Here is a 14253-nt window from a genome sequence, read left to right as displayed (position 1 = left end):
AGGCGCTTTATTGAAAGTCTAATCAGGATTCATTATTTTCACTAAAGAATTTAAATGAATGAAAAAAAGTATCCATGAATACTACGATCACCTTGCCGAAACCTACGAAGAGAACCGTTTTGGAAACTCTTACGGAAAGTATATTGACCGGCAGGAAAAATCATTTTTAAATTCTTTTTTCAGAGATAAAAACTATACTAAAGTGCTGGATCTCGGATGTGGAACCGGCAGGCTTCTTGAGTTGGCCACACATGGCGTGGATTTCAGTGAAAAGATGCTCAGCATTGCTTCCAAAAAACATCCGGGGAAAATAACTGCAGTTGGCGAAATTTCAAAAATACCTTTTGATAAAGAATTCGACTGTATCTTCTGTTTTCACGTCATTATGCATCAAACCAAAGAGGAAACAGAAAATTTCCTCCTTGAATGTTTTCGGAAATTAAGTAATCGTGGCGTTTTGATTTTTGATTATCCAACAAAAGCCAGACGGAAAACGGTTTCACCTCAGGAAGACTGGCACGCGGGTAACAGCTTTACTCCAGCCGAAATTTCACTTTTAGCCCAAGCTCAATGGAATATCAGGAACACGACGGGTATTTTATTATTCCCTGTTCACAGACTTCCGAAAGGCTTAAGGAATTTTTTTCTGCCTTTAGATATTCTGCTCTGCCGTACTTTCCTGAAAAAGTGGGCTTCCTATCACATTGTAGTACTGGAAAAGAAATGAAACGGATCTTAAAAAAACTCTTACCCGATCCCGTAAAACTGCACATCAGATTATGGCAGCGGTATTTTGATGAACGGAAATCCGGTAACCGTTATCCGGCGGAATATGCGGCTAAAAAAATTGGTGAGCATTTCTTTGAGCTTAAACAAGTGATCAAAAAAGGTGAGTTCAATGACAATAAAATTCACAATTTAAAAGTAGTCAGTGAAAAGATCCATAACCTGGTGATTCAGCCCGGTGAAGTATTTTCTTTCTGGAAATTAATCGGAAAACCTACGCAAAAGAACCATTTCAAAGAAGGGAGAAATCTCATTAAAAATAATATCTCCAGCGGATCCGGTGGCGGAATCTGTCAGTTTTCATCTATCCTGTATTATTCTGCCCTGCAAGCGGGACTGACCATCATTGAAAGATATCCTCATTCTATCGATATTTATAAGGAACATGAGCGCTTTACTCCGCTTGGCTCTGACTGTACCGTCGTGTATGGCTATAAAGATCTGCAGATCCGGAACAGCTTTTCTTATCCTGTGCAATTTCAAAGTTTTGTCAGTAATGATGAACTTCACCTGAGTATAGTTTCTAGTGAGAAAATTATTTTAAACCGAATTGATTTTAAATATACGGAAGCAGAAAAAGGAGTTTGGGTGGAGACCTTTGGCGATAGCCGGTTTTTGTGTAAAAATTTTTATATTCGTTTATGAATTATTTAGCCCATTCTTTTCTTACTTTTTCGGACGGACAGATTGTAGGACAGTTTCTTGAAGATTTTATCCGGAACAAAGACCGCTATTCTTTTCCGAAAGATATTCAGGATGGCATTACGCTGCACAGAGCCGTGGATACTTTTACAGATTCTCACCCGGCCATTCATGAGGCTAAAAAAGTATTTGCCCCTTTGGTGAGACTCTATGCGGGAGCTTTTGTAGATGTCGCCATGGATTATTTTGTGGCTACCGATCTTTCCCTGCATTCTTTAGCGGGGTGGAAAAACCATTCACTAAGGGTTTACCGGGTTCTTAACGAAAATGAAGAATGGCTTCCTGACAATTTCAAAATAATGCTAGCCAAAATGGAACAGGACGACTGGCTGTACAATTACCGCGAAGATTGGGGTATTAAATTCAGTATGCGGAATGTTTTGAATAAAGCCAAATATCTGGAACCGGATATCCCGGTCTACGAAGCATTTCTGAACAATAAACCTTTTCTGCAGGAATGTTATGATGACTTTTTCCCTGATCTTCTCGCTCACGCCAAAGGTGTCAATGCCCTGATTCAGCTCGAAAATAAATAAAAAAGCACTCACAGGGAACGTAAGTGCTTTTAACAATTTGTGTTGTTAGAATCAATATCTCATTTTCGGTTATCTTAATTTTTTATGCTTCGTTGCCCTGTCAAATACAAATATTGCAGTATAGGTTTCAATACCTACCTAAACAATAAAACAGGCAACTATCTTTAAAAATCAAATACAAAATAAGTTTGTTTTATTCATATGAGTTGTTTTAGTATATTATTAAAACATTAAACTTATATGTTTTCACCAGAATTAGTCAAATTACAATTTTGATTAAAATTTTACGTAGAAAATTGATTTAATAAAAATTAATTAAACATAACTAGATCTACACAAATATAATTTATTTTAAAGAAAAAACAAATATTATAAACGTTAATTAATAAAATAATATTTATACATTAATTATCAACAATAAAACACACTATTTAATATTAATTAATTATTAAAAATAATTTTAATAGAGATACAATTGAAAATTATTAATCAATAATTGGTGATTTAATATTTGTTCAAAATGTAATATGCTATCTAAAAAGAAATCAAGAAAATGGTGGATTAAAACTGGCGATACAGATAACGGTTCGGATAGGTGAGCTTTTCACTTTTCCGGTCCCCGTTGACAATCATATGAACAATATTGATCTGATCATCAAAAAGGTTATACAGAAAGCTCACCGCGGCTTCCAGTTTCTTAGGACTGGACACGGTTTCCGACTCCAGGAAGATATTCACCGATTCGCTGTCTTCTTCGTAGCCTACGTAGTTTATTTTTAAAAACTTCCCATCAGCTTTTAATTTAAAATATTCGGCGCAGTATTTTTCCAAAGCCTCATTGAGCCTGGCCTTATATTTTTCATCATTAAAGTGGAAAGAATTTCCATATTTCTTCCCCAATCCGTTTTCCAGATCATCCAAAAAAAACCGTCCGGTGATCTCAAAGGATTTTGATTTTGCATTATAATTGATTTCTACAGAACCTACATGATAAGGGTGAACCTCATCAACCTTTGTAAAGCTTTGAAAAAACAGCATCATCGAAAAAATAAAGGTGAGAAAAAATTTACCCTGCATTGATTTTATTTTTAAACAAATATAAAAAAAGCAGCAGTTATACAACCGCTGCCTTTTATAATGACCGTTATCCGGTTCTCTTTAATTATTCCTTAACTACTTTTTTAGTAATTTTTGTATTGTCGTTCAATATAATGGTAAACAGATACACACCTTTTACCAGCGATGAAACATCAATTTTACTTTCTGAATTGTTCACATGAGCTGTGCTGATCAATTTTCCTGAAGCATCATAAATAGTCACCGCAGCTTTAGAATACTTACCTAATCTTACATTAACAAAGTCTCTGGCAGGATTCGGGGTGATATTAACTTCTGAATTCAGCTTAACATCCACCGTACCCAATACAGCAGAGCTTGATTTTACAAAATATCCTCCAAAACCTGTAGTCTGGAAACTCACTTCCCAATATTGGTAGGTTTCATTCCAAATAATATCAGCCACATTGGGAGTTATAACCGTAGCCGAACCTCCGAAAGAAGCTGTAGTCCCTGTATTTCCCGTACTGGTTCCTGCAAATTTTTCAATTATAAGATTTACTTTGTTAGCATTATCCGTACCTGAAGTAGGTAATTTCACACTGTTTGTCAGGTTGTAGGTATCAAAATCTGCCTGCTTGAAATATAAAGTAACCTTCCCTGTAGCTATGGCAGCATCGGTAGCCGGATTGATCTCATATCTTCTTGAAACATAATTAGGCTGTGCATTATCTACCCAGACTTTTGAGGTGATATCTCCTGAAACAGTGCTGGCAGTTTCCTTTTCCACTCTCGTGATCAACTGACAGGTATTGGTAAAATAATTGTATCCTCCCGCTACCGTTGCTGTTTTATTCAGATTGACCGTAGCCAGATTTTTCACTTCAGCTACATTTTCATAAACCGTAGCTCTCATTTTAAGGTCAAAAGTTCTTGCCGTCCATGTAGTTCCGTTTTGTGAAGTTTTGCTTCGTCCACTCACTGCAACAGATTCATTTTTCATGGAAACTCTTCCGCTCAGTCCGTTAATGACAATATAAAAATCTTTGCCGGTCACCATTTGTACATTTAAGCTGGACAGATCTACATAGTTCCAGGTAAATCTCTGAACATCATTCACCCATGAAGAAACGGTTTTCGTTGCAATAATATCGCCCGGATTACCATTGGCATCTACTTTTCTTACCTGGATATCAACAGCCATATCAGCTGGAATGACAGATGTTCCTGTTGCAAATGACAAGGCCCCTAATTTTCCTGTTAACGTCGGTGTATATCGAACTGCGAAAGCTGTGTTATCAAAATAATTGTTATTTTCTGTATTGGCAACAATATAAGGTTCATCATAAGTCACTGTTTCAAAATTAGACTCTACACATCCCAATTCATCAGTAACCGCTTTATAAATATCTAATTTTCCGTAGCCCCATCTCGCATTCGGAATATTTCCTGTAGCTCCGTCTTTTCTTGCATTAGAAGTAAGGCGGCTTTTCACCTGTGCTGCAGTCAGGGCCGGATTAGCCTGAAGCAATAGCCCTACCGCCCCTGCCACTCCCGGCGAAGACATACTGGTTCCCTGATTTTTCACATAGAAATTGGTTCCGCTGATAATATCCGTTGCTCCAGGAGCAGAATCAACTGATCTTGAAGAAATCACATTCTGGCCTGAACCTGCAATATCCGGTTTTTGAAAACCATCCACTCTTGGTCCCTGCGCACTGAACGAGGAAATGGACTCCTGTGTCGTAGTTGTAGAATAACCACCTGCTGAAGAATACCAGCTTCCTCTTCCCATATATGAAGCTACGGTAATAGCATTGGATGCATTTCCCGGGCTTCCCACCACATACTCGTTGTCTCCATTTTGAAGTGAAGCCGCAACTCCTGTTCCCTTGCTGTATAACCAACCATGGGTAGTGATAGGTTGTGTTCCATTATTGGTAATTTCCAAAGTATAAGTTCCCTGACAATTCGCTGTGGAACCTGTATTTCTGCTGATCACCAACTGTACATAACGCTTGTTATTATCTGTACTCGAATAATTGTACATGGATGCGGTAAATCCTCCGCCTATTATGCTGTGTGGTGTATTGGTTCCAATGTTTTGTGTATATTGCTGTCCATCCGGAGCGGTCAGTTTAGCGGTAACTGCCGTGTCATTATTGGCATACATCAGAAATGCAAATACCGAAGCAGCAGACGTATTACTGCCTACCGTAAACGCATAAGACTGTGCAGCGCTCGGTTCTATATCTACTTTTCTGTGAAGATTGGCCCCGTAATCATTTCCTGCCGAAATCACGACGACTCTTCCCGGAGCTGCAATAGTAAAATTATTGACAGCCACTTCATGGGATGATGTTCCGTCATGTGCACTTCCCTGCCCTCCGATACTCATATTGACCACAATCGGTTTATTTAAAGCGGTGGCAACATTTTGAAAATAGGTTAAGGCATTGATTGTATTGGTTGTAGGAAAAGAACCGTTTCCTCCTTTTACAAAAACGATATCCGCTTCAGAAGAAAAACCTTTGTGTCTTTTATCTGCAAAGGCAGCCCCGTTTCCAGCGGCAGTTCCGGATACGTGTGTTCCGTGACCGTTGATATCATTTTCACGGACAAAACCTGCCGGAGTACCGTCCAGCTCATCTTCAATCTGGGTTCTTGTATATTCTACTCCTGTTGCAAATCCTGTTGGAGGCACTTCACTTCCCTGTGCGGTCAATGTCTGATCCCAGATGGATACAATTCTGCTTTTCGTCTGGTCAGCAGCTTTTCTGAAATCAGGATGTTTCCAATCTATCCCTGTATCATAAACTCCTACCAGAATTCCGGTTCCGTTGTAAGCGGTATTATTGAAAACACCGTCCTGCAAAAGACTTGCTCCGGACTGGGCTCTGCTCACATCATTATGAAGTTCGTCAAACGTGGGTGCCATTACGGAAGTTACATAGGAAAGCTGCGTGAGCTTTTCAATATCTTCGATGGTCACCAGAGCAGTTGCAAAACCAGGTAACTGACTTTGTACTAAAAACCCGTCAGCTTTCAGTTTTTCCGGGGTTTTTGTATAAATAATGCATGAATACATGGTTTGTGCTCCTTTAGAAGTCACCACCAGATGTTTATCCAGTTTCATATCATCCCGTTCCATATCTTTTATGGCGTTTCCTCTGGATAGAATCTCCTTGTTTTTTACCAGAATATCAAACCGGGAATCTAATTTCTGCACCTGTCCATAAAAAGCATACGAATACAATCCTAAAAAAGCAGCGGTAGCGTTTCTCAGAAACTTCGCTCCTCCATTCGGAATGTTTACTTTTGTAAGAAATAATTTTTTAAAACGCATATTTAAGTTTTTTTAACATTACAATTATACAATATTTATATCATAAACAATATCGCTAAAACATCAATATTATTCATAAAAACAAAAATATTAAGTAAAATAATTCACTATATCGTTCCGAAAAACAGAAAATCACATATTCTACTCTCTTCTTAAATAAATTATATTCTCAATCACCCATTTAAAAAAAAATTCCTTTAAAAAACCATCAATAACAAAAAAAACAATAAACATTACTCAAAATGCAGGATTTTCTTTTCTATTTACACCTTGGCTGGGAACATATCATTTCTCTGGATGCTCTGGACCATCAACTGTTTGTTTTAGCCCTGATCGCCGTATATTCTTACACCGACTGGAAAAAAATACTGATCCTTGTGACAGCTTTTACCATTGGCCACTCCATTACCCTTGCACTAAGCATTCTTGATGTTTTCAGAGTTCCTTCAGCGTGGGTGGAGTTTTTAATTCCGCTGACGATTGTCCTTACCTCTCTGGATAATATCCTGATGAAAAATAAAAAGCAGACCCTGATGCGCGCCAATTATTATCTCGCCCTGATTTTCGGATTGATCCACGGAATGGGTTTCGCCAATACAGCAAGGGTAATGATTGCTAAAAGTCAAGGTATCGCTGTTCCGTTATTAGGATTCAATATTGGGCTGGAACTTGGGCAAATCGTTATTGTATTGGGTATTCTTATCCTTTTATTTATCCTGCTGAAAATCTTTAAGGTCAACAAAAAAGACTGGATCCTGTTTGTATCTTCGGGAGTATTGGCACTGGCTTTAAAAATGACTTTGGAAAGACTTCCGTTTTAACTTTGAAACATATTCAATTTTTCAACTACTTATTATTATCTTTGATAATTATTAAATCATTTCGGTAATGAAACTAAAAACAGTTCTACTTTCATTTTCTGTATTTGCCTATACAGGTTTCACCGCACAAAATATCCAGAACAATCCTGGAAGCAACCACGGGAACAGATTCGAGCAGCTGGGAACTATTCTCCCGACTCCCAATATTTACAGAACGGCTTCGGGATCTCCCGGCCATGGTTATTGGCAGAACAAGGCTGACTATGATATCACGGCTTACCTTGACGAAGACAAAAGAAATCTGAAAGGTTCCGAAACCATTACCTATTACAACAATTCTCCGGATGATCTGGATTACATCTGGCTTCAGCTTGACGAAAATGAACAATCCACTGTTAAAAACGCAGGTTTTCAGTTTCCATCTACCCTTCCCGCTTCTTCCAACGATCAACAGCTGAAGGCTACTGACCTGCCGGAAAAAGACAACGGCTATGGCGTCAATCTGGAAAAGGTAACGGATGCTTCAGGAAATCCTCTGAAATATACAGTCAACAAGACGATGATGCGTATTGATCTGCCGAAGGTTTTAAAGAAAAGAGAAAAACTGGTCTTCAAAGTAGACTGGAATTATAATATCCCGAACAGAATAAAAATGGGCGGCCGCGGCGGTTATGAAAATTTCGCTGAAGACGGCAATGACCTGTACACGATAACGCAATGGTATCCGAGAATGTGTGTATACAGTGATTTTCACGGATGGCAAAACCACCAGTTCACAGGACGTGGCGAATTTGCATTGGTATTCGGAAATTTCAAAGTTTCGATGAATGTGCCTGCCGATCATATCATAGGCGGAACCGGCGAATGTAAAAACTACGATCAGGTTTTAACATCGGATCAAATGGCCAGATACCGAAAGGCTGAAAGCGCTGCTGAACCGATTGAAATTGTAACGCTGGATGAAGCTAAGAAAGCAGAGAAAAATCATTCAAAGCAGAGAAAAACATGGAATTTTGAAGCCAATGATGTAAGAGATTTCGCATGGACCTCATCCAGAAAATTTGTCTGGGACGGAATGCGTGTTACGATTCCTGAAAACAATAATAAAGTAATGGCGATGAGTTTCTATCCAAAGGAAGCTTACGAACTTTACAGAAAATATTCAACAAAAGCAGTTGCTCATACGATCAAAACTTATTCTGAATTCACAATTCCTTATCCATATCCTGTAGCACAATCTGTAGAAGCAGCCAACGGAATGGAATACCCGATGATCTGTTTTAATTTCGGTAGAACGGAAAAAGACGGAACGTATTCTGAAGGAACCAAGAACGGAATGATCGGAGTGGTGATCCACGAGGTGGGACATAATTTCTTTCCGATGATCATCAACTCTGATGAAAGACAGTGGAGCTGGATGGATGAAGGTTTAAATACCTTTACGGAATATCTTACGGAAGAAAAGTGGGACAATAAATTCCCTTCCAAAAGAGGTCCGGCATGGACGATCACCGATTATATGAAGCTGCCGAAAGATCAGTTGGAACCTATTATGAGTAATTCTGAAAACATAATTCAGTTTGGTCCGAACGCGTACTCAAAACCGGCTACCGGACTGAATATTCTTCGTGAGACGATCATGGGAAGAGAACTTTTTGACAAAGCTTATAAAACTTATGCTAAAAGATGGGCCTTCAAACACCCGGAACCTGCAGATTTCTTCCGTACGATGGAAGACGCCAGCGGTGAGGATCTTGACTGGTTCTGGAGAGGATGGTTCTACGGAACAGATCCTGTAGATATTGCCATTGATAAAGTAACTGTGGCAGTTCCGGATCTCAATACACCACCAAAAGAAGCCAAAGAAACAAAGTATAAAGTGGAAAAACCGCTCCAGAATGATTTTGAAGATATTTCTAAAATCAGAAATAAAGAAGATAAGAACATCACGTTCTATGTAGATAAAGATAAAGAGCTACAGGATTTCTATTATCGATATGACCGAGGTCAGGAGAAATTTGACATTGAAAAAGAATACACAGTAAAAACAGAAGCCGGTCTTCCTCTGGATCCTAAGGATAAAGAGAAATTCAAAAACCTTACAGGCTACCAGATCGATTTTGTGAATAAAGGCGGACTGGTAATGCCAATCATCCTTGAATTCACTTTTGAAGACGGATCCAAACTATACGACAAATCATCTGCACAGATCTGGAGACAGAATGAGCAGAAGGTTTCAAAGACTTATTATTTTGACAAAAAGATCAAGTCGATTCAGCTAGACCCGATGAGAGAAACGGCGGATATTAATACTTCCAATAATTTATGGAGCAGTTCCGGTACGGATACTCAGGTTTCCAAATTCCAATTGTTTAAACAGAAACAGGGAGGCGGCCCGGTAAGAGGTGGCGCCAATGGAAAAGTAAACCCGATGCAGGCTGGGGGAAAGAAATCATAAAAATTATAAAGGTTGTTTCAAATTTGAGACAACCTTTTTTCTTTTAATGCGACAGATTTATGATTTGGCTAAAGCCAATGCTGAACGTTATTAAATGTTAGGTGGGCTAAAGCCCACCCCTATTGAATTTTTTAAATGCTATATCGAAAAAATCCCTGTGATCCGTTTGATTTTCGGGGGCTAAGCGGGCTAAAGCCCGCTCCTATTGAATTTTATTTTTTCCGTAACTAAAAATCTGTGTAATCCGTGCGATCTGTGGGAATTAAGCGGGCTAAAGCCCGCTCCTATTGAATTTTGATAATCGCATTCTGAAATCTGCATAATCGGTGAAATCTGCGAGAGATTTTTAAACGAAAAGTATTAATTCAAATAAGACTTTAAAGAATTTTTATACGTTCTCCCCAACGGAAGCTTCTCCCCGTCTTTGAGATACACATTCGCCGTATCGTACGAACTGATATGGGAAGAAAGAACGATATACGATTTGTGGATTCTGATAAAGCCCAGGTTTTGAAATTTCTCTTCAAAATTGGACATCCGCTCAAGAATCATGTACTTTTTCAGATGGGTCACCAGAATGATATATTCCCCAAATCCCTGTACCCAACGTACATCATCCAGAAGAACCTTGTGCATTACGTAATTGGATTTGAACATGATGAAATCTTCTTTCTTCTGCTGTTCCGTAGAATTTTTGAACTGCAGGAAATCTTTTGCTTTATTAATTGCCTTTCTGAATGTTTCAAAATCGACAGGCTTTACAAGATAATGAACAACATCCAGTTCAAAAGCCTTGACCGCGTACTGAGTTTCTAAGGTTAGAAATATGCACAATGGTTTGTAAGGAAGCTGATGCAGGAGCTCAATTCCGTTGATGTAGGGCATATTGATATCCAGAATCACCAGGTCTACTGTGTTCTGTTTAAGATACTCCAATGCTTCTTCCGGATCCTGAAAAACCTTCAGCAGATCCACATCTTCCATCTGCCCGCAGTACTTCTGGATAAGCTGGAGCGCCGGATATTCATCATCTACACTTACAATCGTCAGATTAGCCATTACAGTTTAATTTTTAAAATAGTCTGATAGTTGTTGTTTTCTGCGGGCTCGGATATAAAAGTATATTTTCCCGCATAGTTTTTTTCCAGAATATTGATGACCGCTTCATTTCCTAAGCCGCTGTCACTCATATTTCCGACAAGATTTTTTTTCTTCGAAACAGAATTTTGGATCTCAAACAAAAGTTCCTGATCCTGTATTTTATAGCTGATATTGATATACGTCTCTGCCTCTATTCCCACCGCAGAATGCTTTAATGCATTTTCAAATAAGGTAAGGCATACAGAAGGCGGAATATCGATTAATTCCAGGGTTTCTTCATCCTGAATATCGAAATTAATGTTCAACACATTATTATACTTTAACTGATATAAGCCTGCCAGAGATTTAATAGATGAGAATTCCTGCGCCATTGAAATCTTTTCTTTGCTGGTATCGTAAATCACATACTGAAGCAGTTTACTGAGCTGCAATATAGATTCTGAAGTATTTTCTGAGGGCTGAAAACTTTTGGAGTAAATATTATTAAGCGTATTCAACAGAAAATGGGGATTCATTTTAGATTTAAGCAAATCTAAGTACAGCTGGTCTTTTTCTTCCCCCAGATCTTTAAAATCCTGTTCGATAAGAAATTTATCCTTGGTAATGCCTAGAAATGAAGCTACAAGAATCACAATTCCTTGCGCTGTATACACATTGTAGAGGAATTTGGTATTGGAAAGCGTTTCATTAAAATTCATATGAAACACCGCCGGCTGTAGCAAAATTCTAAAAAGACTCGAGACCAGAAAACTGATCAGTGCATAGAGAATGAACTCGGGATATTTATTGGAAAGATAGAATTCCGGGACCAGATAAAAATAGACCAGACTGTAAATTCCGACATTAAAAATAATGACTGATAAAACACTCCAGATAAGTTCCGGAACGTCCAAAAAGTAGTTTTCAGTAAAAAAAGTGATGACCACGAAGATCAAAAGGAAAAAAATATGCTGAAACTTCAACAAAAATCCCCAATGATATTCCATCAGTCTTTTCAACACTTTTGCATTAAACAAAATCCTGAAAACCAATAATATAAATACAATATTTATAATTAAAAACATCTAAAAAATCCAAATTTCAATCTTTCAAATATACCATCTTTTTTACCCCATCGTGCAGTTCACTGATAAAAACTGTCATTGATTGAAAAATAAATCTGCGGCTGGTTCTTATAAATATATTTGAGACATCAGGATATTAACTCAATATTACATGAAAATTAAATTCAGATTAATCATCATTTTGCTGCTGGGGATGATCCGGCTCGCCAACGCGCAAAGCCGCGACAACTACAATATGTGGTTCCAGTATCTGATGTCCGCAAGACTCACCGACAAAAGTACACTGACTGCCCTTTCGCAGTACCGTTCTTTTGATCTCGCGTATGATACAAGGCTTTTTCTGGTTTCCACCTATGTAGATTATGAAGTAGCCAATGAAGTGAAACCCGCTGCCGGATTCATGTTTCTGGTTCTGGATTCTTATAAATCTGACAATTCAAAAAAAGAGCGCTATGAGAAAAGGCCTTTCCAGCAAGTGACATTGGGAGGCAATATCGGAAGAACGTCCGTCTCACATCGTTTCCGGGTGGAAGAGCGTTTCATCAGCAACCCGGATGAATTCATCGTCAGACTCCGCTATCTGATTTCCCTGAGAATTCCTTTTAACAGAAAGGGAGAAAAAGAAAAACTGTACGGCATCCTGAAAAATGAATTGAGGATGAATGTGGTGAAGGAAGATCCGTTTGACAGTAACCGTATAACAGCGGGACTTGGAATGAAAGTCGGCAAAAACTCAGCGATTGAAGTCGCTTTCATCAATCAGCTGGAAACCGGATCTACAAGTAATTACGGCTACATCGGCTACAGAAACAGTTTCGACTGGAGAAAGAAAAACAAAAATAAATAACTATAAATCAAATCATCTATGCTTACATTCCTTGGATTCGTCATGATTCTGATCTTCATGGTTCTGATCATGAACAAAAAAATGACTCCGCTTACGGCATTGGTCATCGTCCCTGTAACCGTAGCTCTTTTTGCAGGCTTCGGTCCTGAACTGGGAGAAATGATGAAAAACGGGGTCAAAGAAATAGCGCTGACCGGCGTTATGCTGATCTTCGCCATCCTGTATTTCAGTTTAATGATCGACACGGGACTTTTTGAACCTTTGGTCAATATCATTTTAAAAGCAGTTGGAGATAATCCCATCAAAACAACGATAGGAACAGCCATTCTTACTGCCTTGGTTTCCCTGGACGGCGATGGTTCTTCCACCTATTTAATTGTGGTCGCTGCCATGCTTCCGCTTTATAAAAAACAAGGCATGAATCCACTGATCCTGACTTGCATCATTATGCTGGCAGGACAAATCATGAATATTCTCCCGTGGGGCGGTCCTACAGCAAGGGTTATGAGTTCCCTGAAACTGGGACACACAGAAATTTTTGTTCCTATGATCCCGATTATGGCTATTGGTATTCTGTGGGTGATATTCGTTGCCTACATTTTAGGACGAAGAGAAAAAATAAGAATTGCCAAGCATGGAAAATTCACCAATTATAACACGAATGACATTATCGGCGAAGTAGATCTTAAGCTTAGACGTCCGAAATTGATCCTGATTAATCTGGCTCTTACCATCACTCTTTTGGTGGTGATGATTCTGGACCTTGTTCCGTTGGGAATTGCTTTTATGATTGCTTTCTGTATTGCTTCCATTATCAATTATCCTAAATTAAAAGACCAGCAGAAAATTATTTCCAAACATGCGGGGAATGCTTTGTCTGTAGCAGGAATGATCTTCGGAGCAGGAATCTTTACAGGAATTCTGAATGGTTCCGGCATTATGCAGGCGATGGGAAACAGTATGATTGAAATCGTTCCGAAAAGCTGGGGCGGTTATCTGAATATTGTGACGGCGGCTTTCAGTATTCCGCTGACTTTTTTCCTTTCGAATGATGCTTATTATTTTGGAATACTCCCGATTATTGTTGCTACGGGGCATCAGCTAGGTATTTCTCCGGAAATCCTTGGAAGAGCGAGCCTTATCGGACAGGGTTCACACCTTCTGAGTCCGCTGGTTCCATCTACTTATTTATTGGTATCGCTGGCAGGTGTAGAATTTTCAGACCATTTGAAATATACGCTGAAATGGGCATTGGGATCTTCTCTTGTCATGTTGATCGCTGCATTGATTTTGGGTGTAATTTAACCTGATTTGTTAAAAGGATGGAAGCTGGAAGAGGGAGGATGGAAGTTAATATTAGACACCATTATAAAATTAATGGATAGGTTTTAAAGATTAATAAACAGGATTTAAAAATCAATAAAAACAGGCTAGAAGTTATTATTTTCCTCTTCAATAACTTCCATCTTCAACCTTCCATCTTCCCGACCCAATTATTCTATTTCAGATGTAAAAAAAACAACAGATCTTTGTACG

Annotated in this window: 11 protein-coding genes; 7 read left to right on the top strand and 4 right to left on the bottom strand. The window is 38.7% G+C overall.

Translation table 11 applies throughout. The features are described from left to right. Nucleotides 1–58: 58 nt before the first annotated feature. Genes N0B48_RS11655 through N0B48_RS11645 form a run of 3 tightly spaced genes read left to right on the top strand, consistent with a single transcriptional unit; the run spans nucleotide 59 to nucleotide 2024 of the window. Nucleotides 59–727 carry a class I SAM-dependent DNA methyltransferase gene (locus N0B48_RS11655; RefSeq protein WP_259838965.1) on the top strand — a complete coding sequence of 223 codons (669 nt, stop codon included), beginning with the start codon at nucleotides 59–61 and terminating at the stop codon, nucleotides 725–727. After that, a complete protein-coding gene (locus N0B48_RS11650; RefSeq protein ID WP_259838964.1) occupies nucleotides 724–1431 on the top strand; it encodes a VanW family protein in 708 nt (235 codons plus the stop codon). Before N0B48_RS11655 ends, N0B48_RS11650 begins: the two co-directional genes overlap by 4 nt. Then, nucleotides 1428–2024 carry an acyl carrier protein phosphodiesterase gene (locus tag N0B48_RS11645; RefSeq protein WP_259838963.1) on the top strand — a complete coding sequence of 199 codons (597 nt, stop codon included), beginning with the start codon at nucleotides 1428–1430 and terminating at the stop codon, nucleotides 2022–2024. The genes N0B48_RS11650 and N0B48_RS11645 overlap by 4 nt, the downstream gene beginning before the upstream one ends. 561 nt (nucleotides 2025–2585) lie before the next feature. On the opposite strand, the gene N0B48_RS11640 is transcribed toward N0B48_RS11645, so the two are convergent. After that, nucleotides 2586–3101: a DUF6702 family protein gene (locus N0B48_RS11640; RefSeq protein WP_259838962.1), complete on the bottom strand. Its 516-nt coding sequence runs from the start codon at nucleotides 3099–3101 to the stop codon at nucleotides 2586–2588. Nucleotides 3102–3186: 85 nt separating this feature from the next. Then, nucleotides 3187–6426, bottom strand: coding sequence for a S8/S53 family peptidase (locus N0B48_RS11635; protein ID WP_259838961.1), 3240 nt, complete (start codon nucleotides 6424–6426; stop codon nucleotides 3187–3189). Nucleotides 6427–6668: 242 nt separating this feature from the next. Here N0B48_RS11635 and N0B48_RS11630 point away from each other — a divergent pair, with 242 nt between their 5' ends. Both N0B48_RS11630 and N0B48_RS11625 read left to right on the top strand, forming a co-directional pair. Further along, nucleotides 6669–7247, top strand: coding sequence for a HupE/UreJ family protein (locus N0B48_RS11630; RefSeq protein ID WP_259838960.1), 579 nt, complete (start codon nucleotides 6669–6671; stop codon nucleotides 7245–7247). A 67-nt stretch (nucleotides 7248–7314) separates the two neighbouring features. After that, entirely contained in the window at nucleotides 7315–9705 is a 2391-nt protein-coding gene (locus N0B48_RS11625) for a M1 family metallopeptidase (RefSeq protein ID WP_259838959.1), read from the top strand. Nucleotides 9706–10065: 360 nt separating this feature from the next. Here the strand turns inward: N0B48_RS11625 and N0B48_RS11620 are convergent, their stop codons facing one another. Both N0B48_RS11620 and N0B48_RS11615 read right to left on the bottom strand, forming a co-directional pair. Beyond that, on the bottom strand, nucleotides 10066–10764 hold the full coding sequence (locus N0B48_RS11620; RefSeq protein ID WP_259838958.1) for a LytR/AlgR family response regulator transcription factor: 699 nt from the start codon (nucleotides 10762–10764) through the stop codon (nucleotides 10066–10068). Next, complete coding sequence (locus tag N0B48_RS11615) at nucleotides 10764–11870, bottom strand: sensor histidine kinase (protein ID WP_259838957.1); 1107 nt, start codon at nucleotides 11868–11870, stop codon at nucleotides 10764–10766. The genes N0B48_RS11620 and N0B48_RS11615 overlap by 1 nt, the downstream gene beginning before the upstream one ends. A gap of 151 nt (nucleotides 11871–12021) precedes the next feature. Between N0B48_RS11615 and N0B48_RS11610 the strand changes: the two genes are divergently transcribed. Both N0B48_RS11610 and N0B48_RS11605 read left to right on the top strand, forming a co-directional pair. Further along, nucleotides 12022–12717 carry a DUF2490 domain-containing protein gene (locus N0B48_RS11610; protein WP_259838956.1) on the top strand — a complete coding sequence of 232 codons (696 nt, stop codon included), beginning with the start codon at nucleotides 12022–12024 and terminating at the stop codon, nucleotides 12715–12717. A gap of 18 nt (nucleotides 12718–12735) precedes the next feature. Then, nucleotides 12736–14022, top strand: coding sequence for a CitMHS family transporter (locus N0B48_RS11605; RefSeq protein WP_259838955.1), 1287 nt, complete (start codon nucleotides 12736–12738; stop codon nucleotides 14020–14022). Nucleotides 14023–14253 lie beyond the last annotated feature (231 nt).

It is taken from the genome of Chryseobacterium herbae (genome assembly GCF_025154075.1).
Taxonomy (GTDB): Bacteria; Bacteroidota; Bacteroidia; order Flavobacteriales; family Weeksellaceae; genus Chryseobacterium; species Chryseobacterium herbae.
Note: the sequence above shows the minus strand (reverse complement) of the source record. Positions and strands in the feature narration are given on the sequence as shown.